This window comes from Nocardia jiangxiensis NBRC 101359 (assembly GCF_000308615.1).
Taxonomy (GTDB): domain Bacteria; phylum Actinomycetota; class Actinomycetes; order Mycobacteriales; family Mycobacteriaceae; genus Nocardia; species Nocardia jiangxiensis.
This window is the reverse complement of the sequence record NZ_BAGB01000160.1, coordinates 36,171-62,915: the sequence shown is the minus strand read 5'-3', so window position 1 is coordinate 62,915 and position 26,745 is coordinate 36,171. Positions and strand designations below refer to the sequence as shown.

The window sequence follows — 26,745 nt, the reverse complement described above, 5'->3', positions numbered from 1 at the left end:
CCAGTGTGCCGGTGCTTTTCCGCGAGAATCATGCGGTGGCAGGTAGATGGCGAGGTACTCGGATCGCACACGCAGCGCGAAGGACGATGCGGTCCGCACAGACGACTGTTCGCCGTATAGCGACGAACGGACTGTTGTGGTCGATCATGGGCGCGCTGGTACTCGGGGCCGTGCTCGCAGCAGCGGCGTATTGGGAATTACACCGGTACATCAAGACCAGCACCGTGCTCGCGGCGCCGATCGACCTCACCAAGCTGTCGCTGACCGTGGTCGCCGGCGTCGGCGGGGTCGTCGCCCTGGTGGTCGCCTACCGCCGCCAGCGCGACCTCGAACAAGGCCGGTTCGTCGAACGATTCGGCGCCGCCGCCGCACAACTCGGCTCCACCGATGTCGCAGTCCGGATCGCAGGGGCGTACGCGATGGCCGGCGTCGCCGACGAATCTCGCGGCCTACGCCGCCAGCAGTGCATCGACGTCCTCTGTGGGTACCTGCGCCTGCCTTACAACGCCGAGCACGGCGCCAGCGGAAGGGCAAAATTCGTGGTCAAAGCCCCGCGGGTCGACCATGGACGCGTGCGCGGAGAGACCGAAGAACACATCGAATACCGCCAGAACGACAGCGAAGTCCGCAAAACCATCGTCAGCATCATCGCCGACCACCTACGTCCCACCGCTGAATACAGCTGGTCCCCATCCAACTTCACTTTCCGTGGCGCCTACCTCGAAGACGTCGACTTCAGTCATGCGACGTTTTCGGGCACCGTCGCATTCAGCGGTGTGACGTTCTCCGGCTTCACCACATTCACCGGCGCGACGTTCTCCGGTGACGCCCTGTTCGATGATGTAACGTTCTCCGGCAACAGCGCTTTCGAACGCGTGACGTTCTCCGGCTTCACCACATTCACCGGCGCGACGTTCTCTCACACCGCTCGGTTCTTCGACACGATATTCTCCGCCGACGCCTGGTTTTCCCACGCGACGTTCTCCGACATCGCGTTCTTCTTAGACGCGACGTTCTCCGGCCTCACCTCGTTCAACGGCGCGACGTTCTCCGGCGCCGTCGTATTCCGCGGCGCGACGTTCTCCCGCACCACTCGGTTTTCCCACGCGACGTTCTCTGACAACGCCCTGTTCAACGACGCGACGTTCTCCGGGCACATCGTGTTCGAGGAGGTGGACTTCGGGACCCAGTCCGTTTCGTTCGCCGATCCCAGACGGTGGGGGCCACCGGAACCAGAGTTCGACTGGTCTGCGGACATCACTCTGAAACCCGCCAATGTCGAACCTCATGATTGGCCGCCAGCCGTGGTAACACCGGTGCCCTCGTCGTAGCGACAAGAGGATGTTGAGAATCGATCGGTTCTCGAACATCTCGATGAGAGTGACGGAATCCCGAGCACACCGGCAACTTTCGCTGTGCGGAAAACGTGTTGTGGAGCTGGACCTTCGTCGATAAGACATCCGGGAACGACACCGCCCAGCCGAACCTGGACGAGTGGATCGCCTACGTGCGGTGAGGGCGACACCGTGCTCGTACACTCGATGGACCGGCTCGCTCGCAACCTCAACTCCCTGCGCCGACTGGTGCGGATACCCTACGGCGCGCCTTTCGAGACAGGTGGGTTTATGACTGGGGGGTGAGTGGTGGCCTCTACCCAGACCCACGCGCTCCCGTCGGGAGCCACCGCAAATGCCCTGTCGGCGTAGTCACCAGCGATCCGTCGAAAAAAGAGATCGCTTATGCGTTGCTGGGTGCGGCCATCTGTTGTGGTCCACACGGTGCCGTCTTTCTTGACCATCCAGAGATTCGAGGGAGCGGTGGACAGGTCCGCCACGCCCGAAATAGTGGCATCACGCGGTTGCCAGTTGCCATCACTGAATACAAGACCGCCATCGCCGACAGCATCGCTGACTCCCCAGGCTTTTCCAGCGAGATTCGGGGAGCCATCACTGAATATCGGTTGCTCGATTCCAGTGATGGCTTGGATAGAAAGCATGACTGCTACGTAACGCGGTGCCGCTTCGTCGTTGCGCTGCACGTAGTACCGCGTATTCTTCGTTACCCACCAAACCGACCCGTCCGCCGCGACGTCAACGTCGACCGCAGTCTCGCCTGGCATTGGAATCTGTGACCAGTTGAAGTCGCCGCGTGCGCCCCATGCCCGGCCGTAGCGATCAACACACCAGACGCTCCTATCGGGTGAGACGGCAACGCGGACCAGGTCACCCGGGCTCGCCACCTGTTGAACCGTCACACTGCCCACCGTCCGCCATAGCGTGCCGGCGCTGCCGACCCAATACACATATGGATCCTGACCGGACGGCTCGCGGTTGGCCTTCGTCGCACCCACGTCCTGCACGTGCGGAAGGGGCGCGCGTCCTGAAACTCCTATTGGTACCCATTGAAAATTACCCATCCTGGTGCCCCGGTTTCGACCGCTCGTGGATGTTCGTCATTCGATACCTCCGGATGTCCGGCTACTCGCTGCCTCAAGTCTGGTGCGCATCCCTTATCTGTATCTGGCCAGGCTGGCCGAGGTAGATCACAAAGACAGGCTTCCATCGTGGCAACAGCAAACGCCGTAGCCGAGTCGGTGTGTCTTCACCGACTCGGCTACGGCAGTCGAAAGCCAGGTAGGCATTCCCGGGGATGTCACGCCCGTCTGGGCCTGGCCGGTATCGGCCGCTGGATGGGCCGGTCTCGAGGTCCCTGTAACAGCTCTCCGATCGGCACTGCCGATTCCGCACCCAGTGGATAACTGACATTATCCGCTGAGTCCGGGGCGGATCTCAGTGGATAACGTGATGCCGGGGCGGGTGGATCCCGGGCCGAAACTCAGTGGATAAGAAGGAGCGGGCGGGATGGACGCGGAACCGGCGGGGAGAAGCGCGACGGTCACCCCGCTGCACGGCGCGGCCGGCGACGTCGCCGCGGCCGCCGCGCGGGCCCTGGACGCGCTGCATCGCTACCTGAATCGCTGCAAGCTCGCGGACAATTCGGTGCGGGCGTACCGCCGCCAGGCCGCCGCGTACGTCACCTGGCTCGGCGAGCACGCCGGCGAGTATCCGGACGCCTTCGCCGATGTGGTCGGCGCGGAGGCCGCGGTCACCGCGTGGCGTCGATACCTGGTGCGCGGCAAGAAGGCTCGCCCGGCCACGATCAACCAATCCCTGGCCGCGGTCGACCTGCTGTACGAGCACGGCGCGGGACTGCGGATCGCGGTCAAACGGGCACGGGTGCCCGCCCCCGGCGAACCCGACGCCCTGGACCGGGCCACCCAGGGCCGGGTCGAACGCGCCGCGCTGCGCCGCAGTCCCCGGGACGCGGCGATCATCGCCGTGCTGCTCTACACCGGCGCCCGGGTGGAGGAATGCGCCCGCCTGGACCTCGAGGACGTCGCGATCACCGCCCGCACCGGCGCGATCATCCTGCGCGGCAAGGGCGATGAGGTCCACGAGGTACCTTTGCCCGCCCTCGCGCGTCAGCGCCTGAGCGACTGGATCGCCGTGCGCGGCACCGCGCCGGGCCCGCTGTGGACGGGGCGGCGCGGCCGGTTGAGTATCTCGGGCATCACCCAGGTCGTCCTCGCCGTCGGCGCCGAGGCCGGCCTCACCGGTCTGCGCCCCCACGTCCTGCGGCACACCTACGGCACCCGCCTGCGCCGGGTGGTGCCGACGTCGCCCAGGTCCAGGCCCTGCTGCACCACGCCTCGATCTCCGCCACCGCCAGGTACTTCCGCGCCGGGGCCGCCGAGCAGGCCGCGGTTGTGGAGGGCGTGTTCGAGCAGTAACCACCGGTCACCCGCGCCCACGAGGCCCGGAGGGCGCACCGAGCCGCTGACCTGCGGCAGCGTCTACGCGCTACCACACCAGTGTGGTGACGTAACCACACTGGCGAAGTACAGTGTGGTGCAGTGTTGGGATCCCAATTTGGGAATGACCTGATTGGAACGACCAGCACCGTGAGGAATCCATCCGGGATCTTCCTAGAGGATTTCGGAGAAGTTTCCGGGAGAAGTTCTGGAAACGAGTCAGGACCGAGGATTCACTGTTCCAGCAGTGAATCGCCCGGCCCTGCTCGCCACGCAGCTGCGATCGTGATCGGCTACCCGGTCAGGTAAGAGACGATCTCGTGCAGCATGGCCGCCAGCTCGGTGATCCCGTGTCCCTCATGGGGCATCGGGCTGGTGGCCGCGGCGACCAACAGAGCGAGCGATGTGCTCAGCTCCACCGTTTCCGTGGCCAGCCTCACCAATTCCCGTGTCCGGCCGACGATCCGCCGCCACGAGCTGCCAGCACCACCCCGGCCGCGAGGCCGAGGCAGATTCGGTTCTCCGGAGTTTTCCTTCACCGCACCTTCTTCCGTACCCGACCGCGATGGCGGCGGGGCACAACAGCCCGCGCGTGGAGCTGCTCCGCTCCACCGCCATCACGTCGAGGGGAAACAAGCTCCCCCCGAGGGACATTCGAGTTACTCAGTGCGGTTGTGGAGGTGAAACCGGTGGATCACCGAACCTCGATGAATCCTACGTGCACAGTCGATGTGGCCCTGTCACAGTCGGTGCGACAGAGCCACACAGGGTTTGGGGTACTTCCGACCGAATCCCGGGGGTCGAACTTTCCAGCGAAGGATGCACCCGCACACAATGACATCCCGACCGCGCTGAGGGAATATCCCCTAATGGGGTGTATCGTTGCCGACCTGCAGCATAACCACTGGTCAGAGCAGTCTCAGCGAGCCTTGAGGCGACTCAACTCGAGCAGGATTCCAGTCGGCGGAGCCCGGCAGCGACTCTGGTCATCGTGTGCGAGTCGTTGCGATGACCGTGGCAGGGCACGTCGGGATCCAGGTACACGATCATGGCCGCCGGGGTAGCTGCCGGATCCGGCACGTAGATCCGGACCGCGGATGTACGCCGTGGCAGACCGGTTATCCCCTGCGCTTGAGTGAACACGCAGCAGGCCAACGGGTCCGGGCAGACGGGCGTGGCCTGGCGCTGGCGGAGCAGCTGGCGGATCCGGTCGAGCTGATCGGGGCGGGCGCGTGCCCGGAGCCGGCGCGGCCCTTCTTCGCCCAGAGACGAGCGTTCGATCAGGGCACGCACCCGCGAAACCAATTCCTCTGCTTCGGGATTGGTTCGTTCGTGTCGGTTCATCAGCGGTTCCTCACGGATAGACGAGCGTGCTTGCGGATCTTGTGCAGTCGGCGTTCGATCGCTTTCGGTGTCAGGTTGCGGAACAGGTGCGCGATTTCGGCGTGGGAGTAGCCGATGGCGTGCGCCCACAGGACCTTTCGGTCCTCGGCCGATAATCCGGCCAGATACTGGAACACGACGAGGCGGGTCGTGACGATCTCGGCGGGATCGATGTTCAGCCGGGACCCCGACAACAGGCCGGCGGCCTCGGTCGGCTCATCCGGACCGGTGGGCTCGCGGCGATGCGAGGTCCACCACTGGTTTTCCCTGCGGACGACGTAGACGAACTCGTTGAGACATCCGGTGATGAAATACGAGCGCAGCGCCAGGCCTTTGCGCGGATCCCAGCCCGACCCGGTGCGGATCGCGTTGCGCAGTTTCTCCACCGCCCGGGTGATGGTGTGGGCGATGACCTCCTCACGGCAGAACGCGTCGGTGCTGAGCCGCTGATGAGCCATCGCCCGCAGGTCCAGTCCGGCGAGTTTCCCGGACACTCTGGTGTAGATCTCGCCGCAGCAGATCCACGGGTCCAGGACATTCCACGCGTACGCCGACAACGCGGCAACGAGTTCCTCCCACGCCGGGCCACCCGCATCGTGTTCGGCGGCCAATTCGAACAGTTCGCGATCGGCGGCCGCCCGGTCCAACGCGTCGAGAGCTTGTGCGACCGGATCAGGGACGACGGGATCGAGAGGGTCGAGACCGGAGGAGCCTCTGCCATCGGGCAGAGCACCGCGGTCCGATGTATCCAATTCATGTCCTCCTCCACACACAACAACCTCGTGCCAGACCAACGGTCAACCACCAACCGGCGCCTCTGCGCACGATCATCGGGGTTATAGGCCCATGACGTCCGAAACCCCCTCCCCACCACACGATTCGGCGCAAATGAGCCACCCACGAGGGCCTGGCCGCCGCCCGCGCGCGTGGGCAACGCCTCGGCCGGCCACCGGTCGCCAGCATCGGCGCGGGCACACACCTCCCACACCACTTAGCGTACTTTCGGCAAACTTTCGGGAACCGGTCCGTCGCGCAGGCCGTCATACAGGTATGGATTCCATCGATCGCGAAGCACTGCTGCAGGCCGGTCTCGATCCTGATTCCGGCGACGAGATCACCGGCCAGTACCTGGTCCGGGATCTGCTGATCTGCCACGGCATGTGGCGCCGCCAGTGGCTCGGGCACCCGCCGCTGTGCGGGATTCCCTCCAGAGTGCCTCGGGAATGACCCCGTACCGGGGATGGTGCCGGGGTCAGAAAGTCGGGGAATCGGGCTCGCTCACTGTGGTTCCGAGGGGTCGATGACGATGGTCGAGGAGGGGTCGGCGCGGGTGATCGTGCCGTCGTCGGCGGGGCTGAAGGTGACCGGGCCGCTGCATCCTGGGACGCTTTCGGGGTTTCCGTTGATGCCGGTCAGCCAGGTCCGAACGTTGCTGGGGGTGGGAGTGCCGCCGGGTCCACCGGTGCGGATCGCCTGGGTGAGAGAAAGTACCGCGTCGTTGGTCAAACATCCGTAGGCGCTGGGTGATTCGGAAGGCGACAGCGGGCGGCCGTCGTGGGCGCTGTTGCTGGAGATGCTGCGCACGCGATCGGCGTAGGAGTTCCAGCCTGCCCCGGAGGACTTGCTGGGGTCCACCGGGCTGGCGAAGATCACCGACATCCCCATTGCGGTCAGCAGGTCCTTGTTCTCGTCGGCGCTGCTCAGCGATGCGGCGATGGTGAGGATCCGTTTCGGCCGGTGTGCGCACAGCGGGGAGTTCAGGTATTCGAGCAGCTTGCCCAGGTCCGCGTCACGGCCACCGTAGACCAGGGTGTTCGCGTGGCTGTCGCAGATGCCTTTGAAGACATCGGGCTGTCCGCCGGGTACCAGGGTGGAACCGTCGAACCACACCGGTTTTCCGTCGTTGAGCTCGCTGAGCGCGGAGTGAATGTAGGTCGTCTTGTCGAAGTCGGCCTTCAACGATCTGATGTACAGATCGGTGCTGTCGTTGAATGCCTTGGTGTCCAGCAGCTCGATCGCTGTGTGCGGGCCCGGCTGGCGCCCGTACCAGTCGTCGAGGTCCTGGACGAGGTTCATGGTGGTGGGCATCATCGACACGATCCAGGAGTCCAGCGCGGCGGCGTTGGTGATGGGACCGAACTCCGGGATCTGGGCTTTCTTCAGTTCCGCGGCCGCGGCGTTGGTGGCCTGCAGGCTGGTGTTGAGCGCGACGACGCCGAGCAGACGTCCGGCCTGGACATCGTTGCCCGCCATACGTTCCATCAACTCGAACGGCTGTTGCCACCTGGACTGATCCACCCCGATATCAGCCATCACCAGCTGAATCTTCGCGCGGCCCGCGTTCTGTTTCGCCGAGGCGTCGTTCACCTGATTCTGGGCTGCTTGGGCGCCGATGAGCATCTGCGCCAGCTGGATGTTGTTGAGCTGCCCCTTGATACCCCCGGAATCGGACTTCAGCGCGATCGGCACAGGCACCCCGATGCGGTAGAAGGTCCCCGCGTCGACGGCTTTCCGGTTGTTCTCGGCGATGGCTGCGAGAGTCCGCTGGACGACAGGGTCGGTCCCGGACAGCTCCGGGTCATCCGCGGCGATGCATCGACCGTCGGGGCCCAGGATGCCCGTGGTGACGCACTTGGCAGCCTCCGCCACCGTAGGAGCGGCCGAGGCGTGCGAGTTCGAGCGGTCGGTGACCACGACCACCGCCGCCACAACCAGCGCCGCCACGATACCCCCGGCGATCAGCGTCTTCTTACGCTGCCACACAGGCGGTTTCACACGCCCCGGACTGTCCGCCGGAGGGACCGGACTCTCCTCTGGAGGCACTGGGCTCTCCGCCGGAGGCCGGTGCCTGTCCGCGATACGGGCGGCTTCCCAGCGTTGTTCCCAATGGCTCAGTTCCGCCTTGAATTCGGCGGAGTCCTCCGACAGGCCGCTCTGGCGCAGGCACTTCGACACGATCGCCCGGCCAGTGCTGTCCCACGCCGGCATCGAGTATTTTTCCTTGAGCGCCTTGGTCACCATCGCGGAATCGACCGGCACCTTCGCCGCCCATCGTGCCTGGCTCAAACCACCTTTGGCCTGAGCGACCAACTCCTCCAGATCCCGCTTGAGTGCCAGCACTTCCGCCGGGCGCGGCGCAGTCACCGCCGGGGCTCCGGCGCGGCGCCCAGCAGCCCGGCCGAGGTTTTGGCCGCGGCCACCCCGGCCGCGCCGACCACCCAGACCGCGGCCTGCGGGTCGAGGTGGCACGCGATCAGGACGATCACACCGATCAACACGATCACGAAGATGACTACCCGCACCCACACTGTCTTCGGCTGCAACAGTTTCCGCGGACGCAGCGCTTGCTGAATGTCGAGCATTGTTCGACCTCCCCTTGCGACGAATGCCGTCTCGTTCTTGACCCGGACGGACTTTCCAGTGACACCTCGACGCCACCCCCGCCGATCCCCGAATCCACAGCGACCGCCTGCAAGCGGGCTGTGCGGGTCTCGACGGCAGTAGCGCCTGTCACAACAGTTCCACCACGAACGCCCCCCGCCAAGGGAAGCCGCCGTTCCGGTCGTTGCCTATCATTTCCGCGCCCCACCGGCCGAAGATCGCACCCATCGTGACCGGTGCCACAGCCCCGGAAAGCGCTCGACAACACGCAGATCCGGACAAATCGGATCACAGAACAGCTACGACCATCGTCCGCGAGCCCGAAACACCTCCCAGCCCACACAGAAACGCCTCGATATCCCCCCGGAAACGTTTCTCTCCCACCGGAAACGTTTCCCATGTTCGGCAAGCCTCTGGACGGCGCTCGGGCCCGGCCGCGAAACTGGGACGGGCGCATCGGATCTCCGGGACTCTCCGAGAAATCCTCGTGCACCCGCCCTCGACGGCCCGCATCTTCTGTTGACCCGGACGGACCGTTACCGAGCGGGTCCATCGCTGCAACGATGGACCCGCTCACCCGAACCCCCGCCGACACCGCACCAACCGGGCGCACCGACCTCCCGCGCGGCCCCCTGTCGGGCTCGGCGGTGACATTCAGCCCTACCCGCGACAACCGGCACGGTGGTTGGCTGACCCGGTGAACAACGAGGAGTGCGTCCGGGAGACGAACACGAGTTGAGCGCTGAGCCCCGGTTTCCCCCCTAGTGAGCAGGGGTAACAGCATGATCGTGCCGAGCGACTCCGATCCACCGCAGCGTCCCACCGGCCCTCCTGAGGTTGGGGTGATCGCGCTGGACTCGAACGAGTGCCTGACGTTGCTGGCCGAGGTGTCACTGGGCCGAGTGGTCTACACCCGCGATGCCCTGCCTGCCGTGCGGCCGGTCAACCACGTGGTGCGGGACGGACAGATCATCATCGGGGCCGGAGCGACGCCCTGGCTGACCGACATGCTGCGCGCGAGAGACAAAACCGTGCTCGGCTACCAAGCCGACCAGATCGACCCCGATTCTCATCAGGGCTGGACGGTGCGAGTGGTCGGCTACGCGCGGATCATCGACGATCCGGACCGGATCGCCGTGTACAAGCCACTCTTGGAGTCCTGGACCCGCACGCCCAACGACGCGCTGATCGCGATCGAACCCGACCTCGTCACCGGCACGAGACTCGCCGCGACCGACAGTATCTGACCACTGAGCCACCGATATTCCGCCGGAATCGGCGAGTTCCGGTGGCGTGCACGGACTCTCGATCGCCGGATCGTGTCGGCCCCCCGCGCCATACTGACCCGATGGTGTACGAGCCGTACCGGATGCACTCGCGCAAGGGCAAGCACGGCGAAAGCTTCGTGCCAGCAGGCGGCCGGGTCCGAGTCCGGGACCGCGGCCCACGACGACCACGATCCAGGCGGTTCTACCCGCACGGCTACCGCAGTTCGAACCCCAACACGGTCCTGGGCACCCTGGCCGGTGTCGTCCTATGCGGCGCAGTGCTCGTACTGGTCCTGATGGCCATCGCCGGTCGGGGTAATTCCCACATCGACGGCGTCGGGGTGCGGCTGACCGCCCCGCCGTCAGCGACTTACACCCCACCGCCGTGCTACCCGCTCCAGCAGCCCGCCTGCTGACCGTGGGTGGTGTCGCATCCGGCGCGGCTCGAGGTCACGCGCACGTGCTGCGCGCCTGGGTCACTCCGCGAGATGTAGGGCGCTGACCGGCATCGAGAACGGGTACCGGCCGGGAGAATCCTCGAGCACCGACTCGATAAGCACGTGGTCCTCGTCCTCGTGTTCGACCACCGCGAACACACTGACACCGTGTTCCCCGATTCGCACCCTCTGCCCGATTTCGATCACGTGTCAACAATATAGAACTCGAACGTATGAGCGAAAGCATGCCCGCAGCCCGTCTACCAGCTCAGCGACGGGCGAGTCGTGCGGCTTGATCGGCTGTACCGGCGCCGCGATGGACTGTGGGAGGAACCCGGCCCGGTCGAATGTCCGGGCACCCGTTCCGGCCCGGCCGGACGGTGGTCGGGTGGATATCGTGCCCGGATGCCGGAAACGTCGCCGGAGGACACCGCGTCCATCGGTGCTCGAATGCGAGGCCGTCATGCACACACCGCCGATCAGCGAGAAGTTCTCGCACCCCACCACCCACTCGATATGATGTGTAACTGGGCCGATCGGCACGGGCGGTGGTCAGCCGGACGCCCCCGTCGGGCCCCAGGAGTGGACCGGTCGGCGGCGACGGTGAGTCTGCGGCCGACCTCGCCTGCGATTGCGGTGGCTGCTTTGAGCACAAGGGCCTTGACCACTTCCCGCACAGAGCTTGGATTGGCGGCCACGCCCCGGATCTCCACCCAGGCGCTCTGCACCACGGTCGTCGCAGTCGACGGTACATCGCGACCAGCCGCGATCGTCTAATTGTCCCGACGCAGAGGTAAGGACCATCAATGCCACTGCCCACCAACCGCATCCAGGATCTGTTCATTGCGCGACTCGACATTCGGAGGTCGAAGGTGTTCCATTGAAAGGACTTACACCTGAGCTTGGCCACACTGCGCAAACATCGATCACCACGAGGGACGCGCCCGTGCACCATGACATCTCCTGTCCGACTTGCAGCAGCTCGGACTGGGTCCAGAGTGTTCCTGCGCTGTGCTCCGCTGGTGTGTCAACGGTCTCGAGCACCGACTACTACTCTGGGATTGGTTTCAGCTCAAGTGGTGTGGTCCCTGTGATCGGCACTGCAGTCACCGAACGCACCCAGACCACTCAGCTGGCTGCTGCTACACGGTATACCCCGCCGTTAGTGTCGACGGCACGTCCAATGGCTCTGGGCTTGCTGATGACGGTTCCTGCGCTCGTCGTATTGATCACGATGGTGAGTTACCTTTTCGCCCACCCCGGTGTGGACCACCCCGCCATCATCGACACGATCACCAGCGTGGTGTTCGGTTCGGCTTTTGTACTCGCGGTCGCCAGCCCCGCTGTCATTGCGTTCGGTCTCGTCCGTAGTCGTGTACGCCGCAACAGCCTGATCTGTCAAGGGCGGCCCGCGGCGTATGCGCTGTGGAGCGCTGGAATGTACTGCCACCGTTGTGGTTTCTGCTACTGGCCGACCACCTCGGATCCGCGCATTCCGGCTCGCCAGCCGTTGTCAACGAGCCAATTCCGATGGGCCGTATGGAATGCCGGGGGTTACGCCCACGTGTGAGGTTCCGTCACCGAGCACTTCACGCCGGAGGCAACACCGATCCGGTGGAGACCCCCGACGTCTGAACGCCGAAACGGAACGGCCCACTCCTGAATGGTGCCAGTGCTATGAGGTGTGGCCAGTTCGACCAGACTGAACCTCGTAGATATCGACCGAGGTTCCTATGGGATGGCATCATTCCCTTCACCGAGTCCAGGCGAGATTGTGCGGCCAGTCTCCACTAACGGATCCGAGTCTTCGGACTCGTGTACGTGCGGCACGCCGACCTGTTCCGGGTCTGTATCAGGTTGCGGGCTGCTGGGTTTGGTCGCTTCGGTTCTGCGGGACGCGGAGACGAGCTGTCGCGCATGTTTGGTGCTGATTTCGAGGAACTCGGCGATCTCGTTGTCGGTGTGGCCTTGCTCCTGGATTGCGGCTGCTGCCACTTCCTGGGCCTGTTCGTGGCCGGCGATCTCGTTCTCGGCGCGGACAGTGACGTCTTCGATCCGGCGTTTGAGGTCGTCGATGTCGGTATCGCGGCGCTGTTGCACGAGCCTGATGGCGTGCCATGCGTTGATGTAGTCCCGCACTGCTGCGGTGACGATCTTTTCTCGCTCACGCACCGCGGCTCGGCGGTCCAGGGCTCTGCGGCGTGAGCGTTGCAGGCGTGCGGCGACTTCCGGTGATGACCCGCGACGGACGCGGGCGGGGCGGGGGCGGCGATTTTCGTCCATAACGAACTCCTGACACGTGTGAAACCGGTCAGTCCCTCGCACACACCACCATACCCGGTGCCGCTGACTTGAGCGCATAGCACGGACCGGCTCTATCGATCCCTCTAGGTAAGTCCTGCCCCTGACCGAGCGCCCTGGCCGCCTCGAGGTCCGGACATACATGGCATCCAAGCGAATTCGATCGTTTCGCCTGCTCAACAGACCCGTACATCCGTCAAATTCGCACCGGTGCCAGGGGCCATCCCCTATACCGAGGAAGGAGACATCCGTGACTTGTGAGCCTGAACCGTCAGCCCTCGGCGATATGCGTGATCTGTTCGGGCACATCGAATCCACGGTGAACACTGTGTTCGCGCAGCGAGAGTGTATGGAGAGTGAGATCCGCCACGCGCAGAAACGTCACCCTGCGACGCGGGATCTGTTGTGGCACAGCGATGGGCTGTGTGTGCCGACTCATCGGGTGATGTCGACCGAGTTCGTATATCGCAGCCATGTGCGCGAGTTGCTCGAACGTGTTGCCGCAGGCGCCGATACCCGGCCAGGCACCGCAGTCGAGGTTGCCGCGGCGATGATGACCACCAGCCTCGCCGGGCCGCTCAACAGCACTGGCATGGGCTTGTATCTGCGGATGTGGCGCAAGGCCGGTTTCTCTCCGGTCGGCGACTCGACGCGCGACTACTACGAAGACGCCGTGGGCTCGCTGATCGACGATGCCGAGACCACGACCCGCCGCAAGCTGGCAGCCGCTACCCGCACGCTGGGCACCATCACCTGCACCGGACACCACGACCCGAACTGCCAATTCACCGCTCCCGGCCACTGAACGCTCACGCGCCTCGCCCGACTCGGATGCCGGCTTCACTCTGGCCTCCTTCCGCGGCGTGACCGCCGCCTGTTCTCCGAATGTTGTTGACGCCGTGACGGATTCCGCCGTCACGGCGTTCGTCGTTTCTGCACCCGTTTCAGGAGGCGATCCTCATGCCCTATCTGTCGGTGTCTCTCGCCCCGCCGTGCGCGATGTGCGGATCCCGAACTGCCGGTGTCCGTCACGACACCGCCGAGAACGAAACCGTCTGTACCGCATGTCTTTCCATGATGTTGTGGTGTGACCGGTGCCGGGCCCCGAGCCGGGTACTGGTCGCGACCTCCGATTCGGGGAACTGGTGCGGCGCGTGCGTGGCCGGGGTCGCGATATGCGCGCATTGCGGCCGCTACAGCGACAATCAGGTCCCCGCGGTGGGTGGAGTCACTGTGTGCGCGGTGTGCGCACACCGTCATTTCGATCAGTGCAGCATGTGCGCGCTCTGGGCCGCGACGACGCGCTACGTTTCCGGCGGACGTCGCGTCTGCCAGGGTTGCGCGGCCGGGTTCGCCGCGTGTGAGGACTGCGGCACGCTGCTGCCGGACTACACCGCTTGTGATGCGTGTCATTCGGGTCCGGAGGTGTGGAATTACAGCTACAAACCCGATCCCCGCTTTTACGGCACCGGACCGCTATATCTGGGGATGGAGCTGGAAATCATTGTCCCTCAACGCCATCGGCACGAAGCGGTATCCGCGGTCGCTGACGCGGTCGGGCGGCTGGCGTACTTGAAGAACGATTCCTCGATCGAGCCGTCGGGGTTCGAGCTGGTCACCCACCCGATGGATTTCCCGTTCGCGATGCGCGAGTTCCCGTGGCCGTTGCTGGGTGAGCTGTCCGCGCTGGGCTGCAGCTCGGATCGGCGGGTCGGATTGCATGTGCATGCCTCGCGTGCCGGGTTCTGCTCCCCCGCGCACATCTACCGGTGGGCTACGTTCCTGTACCGCAACGAGATCGCGGTCACCGAACTCGCTGGCCGGCGGTCCCGGTACGCGCGGTTCTCTCCCCAGGCGCGCACCCGGATCAAGGACACCGCCAAGGGGCATCCACACGGAAACGACGTGGACCGCTACCAGGCGGTGAACCCGCATCCCCGCCACACCCTCGAGGTGCGGGTATTCGCCGGATCGCTGAATCCGGTCCGGGTTCAGGCCGCGCTGAGCTTCGTGGCGGCCACGGTCGAATACACCCGCGGTCTCACCGCACACGACATCACTGCCCATCACGGTTGGGACTGGCCACGATTCACCGACTGGGTACACGCCCACCCCGACTACCCGGCCCTGGCCCAGCGTCTGGGAGAGGTGAGCCTGGCGTGTGCCTCCTGACCTTCTTCCCCGGCGGTGTCGGCCCGGACCTGTCCGCTCTCGCGATCGGCGCGAGCATCAATCGCGACGGTCACGGATGGGCCATGCTCACCGGCACACGGATCCTCACCGGGCACGGGATGGACGCCGATCAGGTGATCGCCGAATTCGCGCACGCCCGGGACCAACACCCGAACGGGCCCGCGGTGTTCCATTCCCGGTGGGCCACCCGCGGGATCGTCACCCTCGGCAACTGCCATCCGTTCCCCCTGGGGAGCGATGCGCGAACCTGGCTGGCGCACAACGGAACCCTGCCCCAGCGCGTGCATCCGCGCCCGTACGATCCGCGGTCGGACACCCGGATCGCCGCCGAGGACTACCTCCCCAAGCTGCCGTTCGGGTCGGTCGATACTCGGCGCGGATTCCGGGGCCTGGAATCCTGGCTCGGCCACAGCAAACTCGTCCTGCTGACCCTCGACCCCGCCTACGCGCACCGCTCGTATGTGTTCAACGAGCACCTCGGGACCTGGGAGTCGGGGATCTGGTACTCCAACACCGGCTACCACGCCCGCCAACCCCGGTCGTGGCGGGGCCCGTGCCGCTACTGCCGCACCCACGGCCCCGAGCCGGGCAGCCGGTACTGCAGCCGGTGCGGCTGGTGCTTCATCTGCCTGGCCGACTTCGCCGACTGCGACTGCTATTCCCTGGCCTCCCGCCGCCGCTCGCGCACCTCCACTGCGTCCCGGCCCTGACGGCGACGAGTCCGCCCCGATCCGAGGGCACCTCGCGTCCGGTCGTACGCCGTTCCCCCTCGCACCGTTTTCGACGGCCCCGCACCCGATCCGCCCCGGGGTGCGGGGCCGTCGTCGTTTCCGTTGAAGAGAGGCGATCTGTCATGCCTGTGTCCGCTGATGTGCAGTGCCGCAACTGTTCTGCCGTGCTGCCCGAGGATTCACCCGATTCGCGTTTGTGCCCGAACTGCGGGGATTGGTCGGTCTGTGAGGGATGCGCGCGGCCCGCCGAGGAGCTGTACCTCGCCGTCGACAGTAGTGAACTGTGTGAGGACTGCTGCGCGGACTACGGGCTGTGTGATCGCTGCGACCGGTACGACGAGAGCACCTACACCCTCGATAACGACGATGTGGTGTGCGAGGGCTGCTCCTCGCTGTACGACGAGTGCGGCAACTGCTACACCCTGCTGGCCGAGGGGCACACGTACTGCGAATCCTGCGGGCACGCAACCGGATCCGACGACCGTATCCACGACTACTTCTACAAGCCCGCACCCCGGTTCCATGGAGCCGGGCCGGTATATCTCGGGTTCGAACTCGAGATCAAGACCCTGCCCCGGGCACTGGAAGAGTGTGTCGATCTGGCTCTGGACCGGCTGCGCGGCCTGGGCTATTTGAAGGAAGACTCCTCGATCGGGTGCGGGTTCGAACTCGTCACCCACCCCATGAGTTACGCGTACGCGATCGACCAATTCCCGTGGGATCTGCTGACCGCCCTGGCGGCCCGAGGCGCGTACACCGACCGCCATGTCGGGTTGCACGTGCACGTCTCCCGTGCCGGATTCTCCTCCCCCGCTCACGCGTATCGGTGGCTCAAGTTCGTGTATCGCAACCAGTGCCCGGCCACGGTGCTCGCGCGCCGGGATCCGGCCTCCTGGGCGAGTTTCGACCCCAACGCCCGCTCGAGGACCGCTCGCATTGTCAAGGGTGAGCGCGGATTCGGACGCTGCCAGGCGGTCAATGCCGAGCCCGAAGACACCTTCGAGGTGCGGATCTTCGCCAGTTCCCTGCACCCGCAGCAGGTTCAGGCCGCGCTCGGGTTCGTCGACGCCACCGTCGAGTACACCCGCACCCTCACCAGCGCCGACATCGCGCGCCGCCGCGGCTGGGAATGGACCGCGTTCACCACCTGGCTGCGTACCCGCCCCGCCTACACCCCGTTGCTGACCGAACTGGAGGACCTGGCATGTGCATCCTGACCTACTTCGCCCCGGGTATCGCACCCGACCTGGACGCCTTGTGGGGTGGGGCGCTGGCCAACCCGCACGGCCACGGCTACGCCCTCATCACCGGGAACCGGATCGTGGTCGGGCGCGGCTTGGACCCCGACCTGGTGATCAGTGAATTCGCCGCTGTGCGTGGCGAATACCCCGAGGGGGCGGCGTTGTTTCATTCCCGTCTGGCCACGCACGGCCCGATCGATCTGGCCAACTGTCATCCGTTCGCGGTCGGTGGCGACGAGCGAACGGTCATCGCGCACAACGGGATACTTCCCGCCACCGTGCACCCGGGGCCCGGTGATCTGCGCTCGGATACCCGCATCGCCGCCGAGGACTTCCTGCCCCACCAGCCCTTCGGATCGCTGAACTCCCGCATCGGGCATGACCGGCTCGAGCGGTGGCTCGGCACCGACAAGATGGTGCTGTTCACGGTCGATCCCGCCTATCAGCAGCGTGTCCTGCTGTTCAACCAAGACCTCGGACACCACAGCGATGGAGGGATCTGGTACTCGAACCTGTCCTACCGCACCCCGCGATGGGCATACGGCAGTGACTACAGCATCGAGGACGAGGTGTACTGCCTCGATTGCGGCGAATACGACCCCGAACGCCCCGGCTCGCACTGCACCTACTGCGGATTCTGCGCCGAGTGCCTGCGGACCTTCCCGCACTGCGAATGCCGCGATCTGCACGGCCGCGACCGATACGCGGACCTCAATGAATACCTCACCGCCTGATCGCCGGTCGCCGAATCGGCCCAGGGCCCGCCAGGTTCACCGCTGCGGCGGGGCACCGCCGCGCGCATCGCTCATGCCAATCCATTTTCGCCGAGTGGAGCACCACTGTGCAGTCGATGACCGACACCACGCATACGCCCGACCCGCAGCGGCGGAGTACCTGCCCGGCACCGGACCGGTGAAATCTCGGTTCCTGGCGAGGAATCGGATCAACAGAGGCGCTCTCGCGCGGAGTGTTGGTGCGCGAAACGGGCCTGCGCAGCGGCGCAGCCAACACCGTGCAGTGGGCCACCCGGCTGGGCCGCCCGGTCGGTGCGGTACCAGACCCGATCATCGACCACATCGAGGTACTCACGGCCGGTAGTCGACATGCCGCCAGCCTCACCATGTTCGGGCGGGCTCCACCGCTGATACCGCCGGTCCACGTCAGGTCGGTTCCTTCGGCCCGATCCCCATCACAGCGCCCCGTCCTGTCCGCCCCGGCGGACCGGACGGGGCGCTGTCGTCTGCATGCATCCCTCTGTCCCGAAAGGCGATTACTCATGCCTTCTGCTGTGACTCAGGCGCGTTGCTCGACATGTTCGACTGCCCTGCGGTCCGACGATCCGAGCACCGACCATCCACTCTGCGACGTCTGCACCCAAACCCCCTGGTGCGATGAGTGTTCCCTGCCCGCGACCGAACAACATCTGACCGTCGATGACGGGGTGCTGTGCGGCGACTGCGTCACCGCATGGTCCCAGTGCGGGCGCTGCGACCGCTACACCCACGACACCAACGACACAGTCGAGGACAGGCTCGTCTGCGACGACTGCGCCGGGGACTATTACCGCTGCTACGACTGCGGGCTCCTGGCCCGGCACCTGCGCGAGGTCGACAACGGCACCGAAGTCTGCGCGCACTGCGCGATCGACTATTGCTCGTGTCAGCGCTGCGACGCACTGATCACCGGCTACGCCGATTACTGCTCGGATTGCTCGCGCAGTAACGGCATCCACGATTACAGCTACAAACCCACCCCGCTGTTCCACGGGACCGGACCCGTGTTCCTGGGGCTCGAACTCGAACTCAAGACCTCCGATGGGGACTGCTACGACTGTGCCCGCCTGGCCACCAGCACGCTGGGTCGCCTCGGGTATCTCAAGGACGACGGTTCGATCGGGTACGGGCGCGGGTTCGAGGTTGTCACCCACCCGATGTCCTACCCGTACGCGATACGGAAGTTTCCGTGGGATCTGCTGCCCGAGCTCGAGGAGCGCGGCGCGTACATCGACGGGGATGTCGGGATCCATGTGCACGTCTCCCGTGCGGGGTTCACTTCGCCGGTGCACGTGTATCGGTGGATGAAGTTCTTCTACCGCAACGAATCCCACCTCACCCGGTTGGCGCGGCGCTCCTGCGACGAGTGGGCGGCGTTCGAGCCCGGCGCACGGGCCGGGATCGTCGATTTCGCCAAGGGCAACCATCAATGGGGCCTCGGGGACGGTGGCCGCTATCAGGCGATCAACACCCTGCCCGAGCACACCTTCGAAGTACGCATCTTCGCCAGTTCCCTGATCCCGCAACAGGTTCAAGCCGCCCTCGGGTTCGTCGCCGCCTCGGTCGAATACACCCGCACCCTCACCAGCACCGACATCACCCGCCGCCACGGCTGGGAATGGACCGCATTCGTGACCTGGCTACGCGCCCACCCCGATTACGCGCCGCTGCTGGCCGAACTGGAGGACCTGGCATGTGCATCCTGACCTTCTACAAACCCGGCATCACCCCCGACCTCGACGCCCTTGCTGCCGGGGCAGATGTCAACCCGGACGGGCACGGCTACGCCGTCATCGCCGAGGACCGGATCCTTACCGGTCACGGCCTGGACCCCGACGAAGTGATCGACGAATTCGCTGCCGTGCGTGCACGATTCCCGCACACCCCGGCGTTGTTCCATTCCCGCCTGGCCACCCACGGACACATCGGCACCGACAACTGTCACCCCTTCCACGTCGGTGGTGACCAGCGAACGGTACTGGCGCACAACGGGGTCCTGCCCGCGACGGTGCAACCCCGCAACGGTGATCCGCGCTCGGACACCCGGATCGCCGCCGAGGACTTCCTCCCGCGTCAACCGTTCGGGCCCCTGGACTCGTGGGTCGGGCGTAGCGGGCTCGAAACCTGGTTACGCACCGACAAAATGGTGCTGCTCACCCTCGACCCCGGCTACCGGCACACCGCCTACATCTTCAACGAACACCTCGGGCACCACAGCGACGACGGGATCTGGTACTCCAACACCACCTACCAGTGGACCCTGAAATCCCACTGGCACCGCGCATCCGGACCGAGCTTCCTGGACGAGGCGTACTGCGGGTTGTGCGGCGACGTCGACCCCGAACGCCCCGGCACCCACTGCACCTTCTGCGGGTTCTGCCAGCACTGCGGACGCGTATTCCCCCGCTGCGAATGCGACGACCTGGACGGTATCGCCCGATACGCCGACCTGGACATCGACGACGTCCAACTGGCCAAGGCGGTGAACGCTGTCGCTGTCTCTCGGTAAATCCCGCGGTCGCGTCAAGATCCACCGACAAACGCCCTCGAAGATCCCTGATCTCGCGGTCCAGCCCGCTGTCGTCTGAGACTCGCGGTCGGCGAACTCGCGTGTCTCCCACAGGGATCGCTGACCAACGATTCCGGCGATCCCCATACTGCCGTGGTCTCCGCGAGCGCCGGCGACACGAACAGCGCCTGCGCACGCGAACGTGACACGTTGCGGCTCGATCTCCGAGCGCGACTCCGGCCGACGCCACCGGGGATGCCTGCGTCCTTGTATCCGCACCACGCCGACGTGGCCCGCCATCGGCCCTCACGCGCCATCACATCGTTGCGGCCGCTGAGCCCCCGGTCCGCCGCCGTTCTTCTCGAGGAGGTCCTCATCATGGATTCTGTTGTGCCGTCGCCGGGTTCGCCGCGTCCACCGATCCTGGCACGGTTGCACGACGCCCCGACCGCCCACGGGCTCACGATCCCGTTCATCACCCTGTGCCACCGGCAGCGCCGCGATCCGATCTGGGGTGCGATCGACCCCACCCACCTACACCTGGTGTTCTCCTTCGCCCTGTGCCAAGTGTGTGGAAAGTCGTTCGGGGACCGGGTCGTGGTGCTGCTCCGCCCACAAGACTGGGCACTCGGTGTCGCACCAGAACCAGGATTACATCCCGAATGTTGCTCCTACGCAGTGCGCGGTTGCCCGGTCCTGGCCGGGCGGATCACGCACTACCGCTCCCGCGCGGCGGCGGCACGGATCACTCGCTGCGACGATCCGGCCTGCGAATGCCGCATCTGGCTCCCACCCGAAACCGGCTCACAGGAAGATCTCCGGGCCGGTAAACCCATCGACGACTGGTACGCGGTGTGGCTCGACCGCGACGACTACCAGATCATCCACCACCACCGCGGCGACGAGAACACACCCTCACTCACCGGGGTCCGGATGCGCGGTGTGCCGCTTCTGGCGATCCGCAAGATCCGCGACGCCACCCCCGACCCGGGCCAGGACGAGAGCACCGATCGGTCCATGCCGACCGTCCTGGATCTCCTCGCCACGCAGATCGCTCTGGATCGCCTCACCACCTCCGAGACCGGCGTCCAGGGTGAAGACTTGGCGTGAGGTTCGGATGAGCCGGATCACATGGGGGCGTTGCTGCGCCACACCGAATCGAGCACCAATCCCCACGCACCTCCAGCCGCTCGACACCCGCTGCGCACGTCCCGAATTCTGCGGTGTCCTCGCCACAAGGGTTCGGCCGCGTCATAAGCACCGAAGCCAGGTGGCGCCTGCGCGCGGTCCCGCACGACAACAGAGCACAGGTGGCCTGAGCGCTCGCGCACCGGCCGGGCCCGATGACACCCGCGGGCCTGGCCGTCCATTCAGGAACTGCTGGGTTCGTTTGCGTTGAAAGGAGTTTCGTTCATGGTGTACATCGATAATCCCGGTGCGTTGATCGCGGCGGTCCCCCGGTGGCTCGCGTATGAGCCGCGCCGGTCGGTGGTGTTGATCCTGTTCTTCGACACCGACACTCCCGACTCGGTGGTCCGCGCGGGTCACATCGCGCGGGTCGATCTGGACCTACCCGATGGTTCTGTCGCCGTGCAGCAGGTTGCGATGGCCGCGTTCTCCCTGTGTGGCCGGTACCGGCCGGACGCGTTGTGCGCGATCGTCATCGACGATGCCGTCGGCACCAGCGCACCGATACACCGGTACCGCGGTCTGGTCAGGTCGTTGGCCGACCGGGTCGCGGTGTGGAACATTCCCCTGCTCGATGCCTGGGTCACCCCGGCCACCGAGCCGGGCCAGCCGTGGTGGAGCCTGCTGTACCCGCCCACCAGCGATACCCAGCCCGCCCCGACCGTGCTGCCGGGGGTGGCCGCGCCCGAACCCGACCGCGCCGCCCGCACCGCCGCCCTGCTCGCGCAGCAGCCACCGCATCCGAGCACCGAGGGGCCGGAGCTGTCTTGGGTGCAGGAGCGGGTGCGGTTCGTTCTCACCGTGCTGCAGGGAGTAGCGACCGGGGACTGGCCGTCCCCGGAGCAGATCGCCGAACTGGCGCGGTGTCTGCGCGACTCGCTGGTGCGGGACTGCGCGTACGGGTTCATCGGCACCTCCGCCGAAGATCCGGCGCGCGGGTTGTGGACTTTGGCGTGGCAGACCCTGCCACCCGGGCACCGCGCCGATGCCGCGCTCCTGGCTGCGGTGGCCTCGATCGCCGCCGATGACTGGGCCACCGCTGAGGCGGCGGTGGCCTCGATCCTCATCGACAACCCGGAACATCCTCTCGCGCTACGCCTTTCCCGCCTGTTGCCCGACCGCGACACCAGCGACCTGATCCGCCGCCTCCTTCACTCGGGACAAGCCACTGCCGCGGAGATCGGGTTACAGATCGAGTAACCCGACCCGGCGGAACCAGATTCCTGGGAAAGGAGTCCGTATGGAATCTGTTGCACCCCAACCCGACACCAGCGAGGGTGGACAGCCGCGTTCGTGCGCGTGTGGGTGTGGTCGCCGCGCTGTGCGGGAGTATCTGCCGTTGCACGACCACCGCGCGGTGCAGGAGCTGGTGCGGCGCTGGTTCGGCGGATCGACCACGGCACTGATCCGGTACATCGAGTCCATGGCCGGCGAGTACGGCATCCCCGATCTCGACAGCGGCGGGTTGCGGCCCGTCCCGCCGCCGCTGGCGTACCTCGCCAGCGAATTCCCCTGACCGCCTGCGTTGTTCAGTGAAGGGACACTCATGTCCGAATCGATTCCGACAGCTCGGGATCCCGGTGATGTGTTGGCCGGTGTGCCGGTGATGCTGGGGTTCTATCCGTCCGATTCGCTGGTGCTGGTCACGTTGCGTGATCAGCCCGGCGAACACGCCCGTGTGGTGGGGGTTGCGGCCCGCCACGACCTGCTGATCGAGTGGGATCAACTCTTGGACGCGATCGCCCGCGCCGCGGCGATCGCTATCCGGGACGACGCGACCGCGGTGCTGGTACTCCTGATCGACAGCACCACCGACGAGGTGACCTCCCGCTCCCGCGACAGCCGCCATGACCACGTCGTGCACTCGTTGGCCTCCGCGCTCACGCGGCGCGGGATCACGGTCGATGGCGCGTGGGCGACCATGCGGATCGCGGCCGGTGCGCGGTGGTGGAGCCTGCTGGGCCCCGACCGCACCGGTACCGTCCCGGATCCGGAAACTTCTGCGCTCGCCGCGGCCTATCGCCGAGGCCGCGGTGAGCACGCCATCCGCCCCTCCCGCGAGCACGTTGCCGAACAGGTCCGGGTGAACCCGGTCCTGGTCGAGCGGGTCAGCGAAATATTCTCCGCCCCAACCACACCGGACCCCGCCGCAGCCGATGAGGCGACACCCGAGCAACGCCGGGCACTGATCGCCTCGATGATCGAGCGCATCGATGCCGTCGCCGTGGGGGCCGAGCCGGCCCCGGCCGAGTACGCGAACACGGCGACCGCTCTGCGTCATCACCACGTGCGGGACGCCATGTTCGGCCTGCCCACCACCCACCGCGCCCAAGCAGCGCAACAGTTCTGGGCTGTGCTGACTCGGTGCCTCCCTGATCCCGATCGGGCCGAAGCCGCGACACTGCTGACGTTCTCCGCCTACCTCAACGGTGACAGCGCGCTCGCGTACGTCGCGGTCGAAGCCGCACTCCGCGCTCACCCGGACCATGCCATCGCGGGCCTGCTCAATGTGGCATTACGCACCGGCATGGCACCCGGACAGGTCCGCCCGATCGCCGACCGCGGCCACGCCATCGCCACCGAACACGGTGTCAGCCTGCACGACTGACACTCATCCATTCCATTCCGCTCATCTCATTCAGGAGGTCCGTTCATGCCCACACCCGATATCTCCGCTGCTGTCTCGGCGATCACGCGTGCCGAGTTCGACCAACTCGCTCACCAAGGGCTGGCCGGAGAAGCTCCCGCGCTCGACGCGGTGTCCGTGTCCGAGCAATGGCAGTCCGAATTTCCAGATTGGCGTGGCCGGTACTGGGCCTACACCGAAGCCGAGGCGGGTGTGCTGCGCTTGGGCCCGCTCAACCTCACCCGCGCCCGCCGCCAAGCCGCCGCCTGACCCGAGCGATCCACGCCGCTGTCCGTCACGGCGGGACCACCCGACCGGCTCACACCGGTCACCGAGTGGTCCCGCCGTTCGCTTCTCGAGGAGGCATCCTGTGTCATCGACCGAAACCCTCACCAGCACCGCCGTTCTCGACCCCGACCTCGACTCCGCTCCAGCCTTCGACGCCGCGCCGGACACCGAGCCCGTCCACTCCAGCACCACCGGCACCGACACAGGCTCCGATCAGGCGGGCTCGAACGTTGAGCCGCCGCCCAATGCGCGGGCGGAGTACCTGTCCCCGAAGGATCTGGTGATCGCGGAGAACGTGCGCAAACAGTTCGATCTCACCGAGCACCCGAAGTTGCTGGCCTCGATCCGCGAACGCGGTGTCGAGGACCCGGTCATGGTGCAGCGCCAACCCGATGGCAGCAACCATGTCATCGACGGCCAGCTCCGTGCCCTCGGCGCGCTCGAGGTGGACGTGGAGCAGGTGCCGGCGTGGGTGACCGACGCGGACCCGACGATCTCCGACAACGAGCGCCGGATCCGGAACACGTTGACTCAGATGAATCTCAACGACCGGCGTGTGCCGATGACCAACGCCGACCGCGTCGGCGCGATGGCGTTGATGCTCGATCTCGGCGCGTCGGTCACCCGGGTCGCCGACGGGCTCCAGCTCAAACGCCCCCAGGTGCGCAAAGCCGCGACCATCGGAGCCTCACCCACCGCGAAGAGCTTGGTTGATGCGGGCACGCACACCCTGGACCAGCTCGCAGTCATCGCCGACTACGAACAACTCGGCGACACCGACGCGGTCGAACGACTCACCGACGCGCCCAGCTACAACTTCGACTTCCGCGCCAAGAAAATCGCCCAAGACCGCCACGAAACCCGCGCCCGCCTCCACGCTGCACTGCTCTACGCGGGATTCGGGTTCGGGGTCCTGACCACCGAACCCAGCGCGACGGAGCCCGAACCCCAGTTCCTGCCCACCGCGACGCTGGAAACCGAGACCGGGGAACCGGTCACCGAGGACCTGATCCGCGCCGACGCGGCCCGATGGGCGGTGTGGGTCGAGGTCCAAGAGAACGCAGACCTGGTCGACCGGGACACCGGGGAGCTGGTCGACCCCGACACCGTCGACTGGGACACCCGCGACGACAGCACACTCGAACCCGCGAACGGGTTGCGGCACGCGGACACCATCACCCACGCCGATCGCTGGACCCCTTCGTACTATCTGCTCGCCGAGCAGCTGCACGGCTCCGGGCTGCGGATGCGGCCCCTCGACATTCGCGACACCGATTCCGGTTCCGGGGAGCAAGATTCGCCCGAGGGCGTCTCCGCGGCCGAGCGGGCCCGGCAAGCAGCCGCGGCCGACGCGGCACAGCGGGAACTCGCTCGGCTCGAGCGGCGGCGGGTGCGCGAGTTGAACAAGCAGGCCCTGGCCGCGGGCGAGCGCCGCGAGGAGTTCCTGGTCCGGTTGCTCAAACGAGCCAAGCCCCCGGTCGGGGCCGCGGCGTTCGTGGCCGAGTCGCTGGTGCGCTACCCGGATCTGCTCAGTTCCTCGGGGGCCTCGCACAAGGCACGGGAGTTGCTCGGGGTGCCGGGATTCGGTGACGAGCTCGCCACCACCGCCGCGACCGCCACTGCGCAGCGTGCGCAGGTGATCACCCTCGGGCTGGTGCTGGCTGCGTTCGAGTCGATGACCGACAAAACGTTCTGGCGTCCCCCGTACGGGAGGCTGCCGCGGTATCTGACGTTCCTGGCCGAGGCCGGACAGCAGATGAAGAAGCCGGACGAGGACGAGGTCTGGTCCTTGACCGATGTCGAACGCGCCGCGGCCGGGCTCCTGGACTACCGCGACATCGACCTGGACGTCTAACCCCTGCGCATGACACGTCTGGCTCGTTGCTACGAGTGCTGCCGTCCAGCCCCACCGGGCTGGGCGGTGGCGTCCTCGCGTGAGTCGAGCGATCGAAATCGTCTGCCTGTCACTCACTTTCCGAATTGGAGGCTACTGATCATGGCTCAGGACACCGTTCTTCACGTGACGGGTAATTTGACTGCGGATCCGTCACTGGCGTTCACCCCGCGCGGTGATGCGGTGGTGAACTTCACCGTCGCCTCTACACCCCGCTATTTCGACCGGGCCGCGAACGAATGGCGTGACGGTGACCCGTTGTTCCTGCGGTGCAGTGTGTGGAGGCAAGCCGCGGAGAATGCCGCGGAGTCGTTGATCCGTGGCTCGCGGGTCAGTGTCAGTGGCCGTCTCAAGCAGCGGACGTTCACCACCCGCGAAGGCGACACACGCACCGTGATGGAACTCGAGGTCGACGAACTAGCGGCCTCGCTGCGGTACGCCACCGCGAAAATCACCCGCAACGCTCCCGCCTACGCCAGCAACACCGGCTCCCGGCAGCGAACCACACCCAACGGCAACGGATTCGGCCAACCCAACACCACCAGGACCGGTGAGACCGAACCAGCCGCCGAGGCCACCACCGCCCACGACGATCCGTGGACCGAGCCCGCCCTGGCCGGAGCCGGAGCCGGAGGGTTCACCGGCTCGGGCGAGGATCCCGGCTTCTGAACCCGAGCCCCGACCCGGTTCTGTTCTCCCGCACCCCGTTCCGATGCTTCGG

Annotated in this window: 28 protein-coding genes and 1 pseudogene; 21 read left to right on the top strand and 8 right to left on the bottom strand. The window is 66.2% G+C overall.

Features of this window, described 5'->3' with window-relative positions; genetic code table 11:
* The first annotated feature begins 224 nt into the window (after positions 1-224).
* Complete coding sequence (locus tag ON40_RS38120) at positions 225-1,331, top strand: pentapeptide repeat-containing protein (protein ID WP_169541978.1); 1,107 nt, start codon at positions 225-227, stop codon at positions 1,329-1,331.
* Positions 1,332-1,594: 263 nt separating this feature from the next.
* Here the strand turns inward: ON40_RS38120 and ON40_RS52760 are convergent, their stop codons facing one another.
* Positions 1,595-2,359 carry a hypothetical protein gene (locus tag ON40_RS52760; RefSeq protein WP_169541977.1) on the bottom strand — a complete coding sequence of 255 codons (765 nt, stop codon included), beginning with the start codon at positions 2,357-2,359 and terminating at the stop codon, positions 1,595-1,597.
* Between the two features lie 502 nt (positions 2,360-2,861).
* Here ON40_RS52760 and ON40_RS48785 point away from each other — a divergent pair.
* Positions 2,862-3,944 (top strand): tyrosine-type recombinase/integrase, encoded by a 1,083-nt coding sequence (locus ON40_RS48785; protein WP_051194206.1) that lies wholly within the window; start codon positions 2,862-2,864, stop codon positions 3,942-3,944.
* A 160-nt stretch (positions 3,945-4,104) separates the two neighbouring features.
* Here ON40_RS48785 and ON40_RS53560 read toward each other — a convergent pair whose 3' ends face one another.
* The 3 genes from ON40_RS53560 to ON40_RS38105 all read right to left on the bottom strand — a co-directional run bounded on the left by ON40_RS53560 (position 4,105) and on the right by ON40_RS38105 (position 5,946).
* Positions 4,105-4,251 carry a hypothetical protein gene (locus ON40_RS53560; protein WP_169541976.1) on the bottom strand — a complete coding sequence of 49 codons (147 nt, stop codon included), beginning with the start codon at positions 4,249-4,251 and terminating at the stop codon, positions 4,105-4,107.
* A 499-nt stretch (positions 4,252-4,750) separates the two neighbouring features.
* Positions 4,751-5,155 carry a hypothetical protein gene (locus tag ON40_RS38110; RefSeq protein ID WP_040830253.1) on the bottom strand — a complete coding sequence of 135 codons (405 nt, stop codon included), beginning with the start codon at positions 5,153-5,155 and terminating at the stop codon, positions 4,751-4,753.
* Positions 5,155-5,946 carry a sigma-70 family RNA polymerase sigma factor gene (locus ON40_RS38105; RefSeq protein WP_157186698.1) on the bottom strand — a complete coding sequence of 264 codons (792 nt, stop codon included), beginning with the start codon at positions 5,944-5,946 and terminating at the stop codon, positions 5,155-5,157. The genes ON40_RS38110 and ON40_RS38105 overlap by 1 nt, the downstream gene beginning before the upstream one ends.
* Before the next feature lie 298 nt (positions 5,947-6,244).
* Here ON40_RS38105 and ON40_RS52750 point away from each other — a divergent pair, with 298 nt between their 5' ends.
* Positions 6,245-6,421 carry a hypothetical protein gene (locus ON40_RS52750; protein ID WP_157186697.1) on the top strand — a complete coding sequence of 59 codons (177 nt, stop codon included), beginning with the start codon at positions 6,245-6,247 and terminating at the stop codon, positions 6,419-6,421.
* A 51-nt stretch (positions 6,422-6,472) separates the two neighbouring features.
* Here the strand turns inward: ON40_RS52750 and ON40_RS38100 are convergent, their stop codons facing one another.
* Positions 6,473-8,338 carry a type 1 periplasmic-binding domain-containing protein gene (locus ON40_RS38100; protein ID WP_040830251.1) on the bottom strand — a complete coding sequence of 622 codons (1,866 nt, stop codon included), beginning with the start codon at positions 8,336-8,338 and terminating at the stop codon, positions 6,473-6,475.
* Positions 8,335-8,556, bottom strand: a complete 222-nt coding sequence (locus ON40_RS38095; protein ID WP_040830250.1) for a hypothetical protein — start codon at positions 8,554-8,556, stop codon at positions 8,335-8,337. Before ON40_RS38095 ends, ON40_RS38100 begins: the two co-directional genes overlap by 4 nt.
* 801 nt (positions 8,557-9,357) lie before the next feature.
* On the opposite strand from ON40_RS38095, the gene ON40_RS38090 reads away from it, so the two are divergent.
* Both ON40_RS38090 and ON40_RS53555 read left to right on the top strand, forming a co-directional pair.
* On the top strand, positions 9,358-9,822 hold the full coding sequence (locus tag ON40_RS38090; RefSeq protein ID WP_083896228.1) for a pyridoxamine 5'-phosphate oxidase family protein: 465 nt from the start codon (positions 9,358-9,360) through the stop codon (positions 9,820-9,822).
* Between the two features lie 101 nt (positions 9,823-9,923).
* Complete coding sequence (locus ON40_RS53555) at positions 9,924-10,259, top strand: hypothetical protein (protein ID WP_040830249.1); 336 nt, start codon at positions 9,924-9,926, stop codon at positions 10,257-10,259.
* 60 nt (positions 10,260-10,319) lie between these two features.
* On the opposite strand, the gene ON40_RS52745 is transcribed toward ON40_RS53555, so the two are convergent.
* Positions 10,320-10,487, bottom strand: coding sequence for a hypothetical protein (locus ON40_RS52745; RefSeq protein ID WP_157186696.1), 168 nt, complete (start codon positions 10,485-10,487; stop codon positions 10,320-10,322).
* Positions 10,488-11,370: 883 nt separating this feature from the next.
* Here ON40_RS52745 and ON40_RS38080 point away from each other — a divergent pair.
* On the top strand, positions 11,371-11,850 hold the full coding sequence (locus tag ON40_RS38080; protein WP_157186695.1) for a hypothetical protein: 480 nt from the start codon (positions 11,371-11,373) through the stop codon (positions 11,848-11,850).
* Between the two features lie 161 nt (positions 11,851-12,011).
* Here the strand turns inward: ON40_RS38080 and ON40_RS38075 are convergent, their stop codons facing one another.
* Positions 12,012-12,563 (bottom strand): hypothetical protein, encoded by a 552-nt coding sequence (locus tag ON40_RS38075; RefSeq protein WP_157186694.1) that lies wholly within the window; start codon positions 12,561-12,563, stop codon positions 12,012-12,014.
* Between the two features lie 268 nt (positions 12,564-12,831).
* Between ON40_RS38075 and ON40_RS38070 the strand changes: the two genes are divergently transcribed.
* The 15 genes and pseudogenes from ON40_RS38070 (at position 12,832) to ON40_RS38005 (ending at position 26,693) form a co-directional block, all read left to right on the top strand.
* Positions 12,832-13,386, top strand: coding sequence for a hypothetical protein (locus ON40_RS38070; RefSeq protein ID WP_157186693.1), 555 nt, complete (start codon positions 12,832-12,834; stop codon positions 13,384-13,386).
* Between the two features lie 470 nt (positions 13,387-13,856).
* Positions 13,857-14,753: a hypothetical protein gene (locus ON40_RS38065; RefSeq protein WP_245568173.1), complete on the top strand. Its 897-nt coding sequence runs from the start codon at positions 13,857-13,859 to the stop codon at positions 14,751-14,753.
* A complete protein-coding gene (locus tag ON40_RS38060) occupies positions 14,741-15,484 on the top strand; it encodes a class II glutamine amidotransferase (RefSeq protein WP_051194204.1) in 744 nt (247 codons plus the stop codon). The genes ON40_RS38065 and ON40_RS38060 overlap by 13 nt, the downstream gene beginning before the upstream one ends.
* 143 nt (positions 15,485-15,627) lie before the next feature.
* Positions 15,628-16,722: a hypothetical protein gene (locus ON40_RS38055; protein WP_245568172.1), complete on the top strand. Its 1,095-nt coding sequence runs from the start codon at positions 15,628-15,630 to the stop codon at positions 16,720-16,722.
* A complete protein-coding gene (locus ON40_RS38050; protein ID WP_040830245.1) occupies positions 16,710-17,480 on the top strand; it encodes a class II glutamine amidotransferase domain-containing protein in 771 nt (256 codons plus the stop codon). Before ON40_RS38055 ends, ON40_RS38050 begins: the two co-directional genes overlap by 13 nt.
* A gap of 203 nt (positions 17,481-17,683) precedes the next feature.
* Positions 17,684-17,806: pseudogene (locus tag ON40_RS56600) on the top strand (DNA-processing protein DprA); the annotation flags it as partial.
* Between the two features lie 216 nt (positions 17,807-18,022).
* Positions 18,023-19,225, top strand: coding sequence for an amidoligase family protein (locus tag ON40_RS55110; RefSeq protein ID WP_245568176.1), 1,203 nt, complete (start codon positions 18,023-18,025; stop codon positions 19,223-19,225).
* Positions 19,213-20,028 (top strand): class II glutamine amidotransferase, encoded by an 816-nt coding sequence (locus tag ON40_RS38040; protein WP_051194203.1) that lies wholly within the window; start codon positions 19,213-19,215, stop codon positions 20,026-20,028. Before ON40_RS55110 ends, ON40_RS38040 begins: the two co-directional genes overlap by 13 nt.
* Before the next feature lie 378 nt (positions 20,029-20,406).
* The gene (locus ON40_RS38035; protein WP_157186692.1) at positions 20,407-21,138 is read left to right on the top strand and encodes a hypothetical protein; all 732 of its coding nucleotides are present in this window, start codon (positions 20,407-20,409) and stop codon (positions 21,136-21,138) included.
* Between the two features lie 303 nt (positions 21,139-21,441).
* Entirely contained in the window at positions 21,442-22,416 is a 975-nt protein-coding gene (locus ON40_RS38030) for a DUF4192 domain-containing protein (RefSeq protein ID WP_040830243.1), read from the top strand.
* A 40-nt stretch (positions 22,417-22,456) separates the two neighbouring features.
* The gene (locus ON40_RS38025; RefSeq protein WP_157186691.1) at positions 22,457-22,732 is read left to right on the top strand and encodes a hypothetical protein; all 276 of its coding nucleotides are present in this window, start codon (positions 22,457-22,459) and stop codon (positions 22,730-22,732) included.
* Positions 22,733-22,762: 30 nt separating this feature from the next.
* Positions 22,763-23,824, top strand: coding sequence for a DUF4192 domain-containing protein (locus ON40_RS38020; RefSeq protein WP_083896227.1), 1,062 nt, complete (start codon positions 22,763-22,765; stop codon positions 23,822-23,824).
* A gap of 45 nt (positions 23,825-23,869) precedes the next feature.
* Positions 23,870-24,112: a hypothetical protein gene (locus ON40_RS52740; RefSeq protein WP_040830240.1), complete on the top strand. Its 243-nt coding sequence runs from the start codon at positions 23,870-23,872 to the stop codon at positions 24,110-24,112.
* Positions 24,113-24,212: 100 nt separating this feature from the next.
* Positions 24,213-25,985, top strand: coding sequence for a ParB/RepB/Spo0J family partition protein (locus tag ON40_RS38010; RefSeq protein ID WP_040830239.1), 1,773 nt, complete (start codon positions 24,213-24,215; stop codon positions 25,983-25,985).
* A gap of 141 nt (positions 25,986-26,126) precedes the next feature.
* Complete coding sequence (locus ON40_RS38005; protein WP_040830238.1) at positions 26,127-26,693, top strand: single-stranded DNA-binding protein; 567 nt, start codon at positions 26,127-26,129, stop codon at positions 26,691-26,693.
* Positions 26,694-26,745 lie beyond the last annotated feature (52 nt).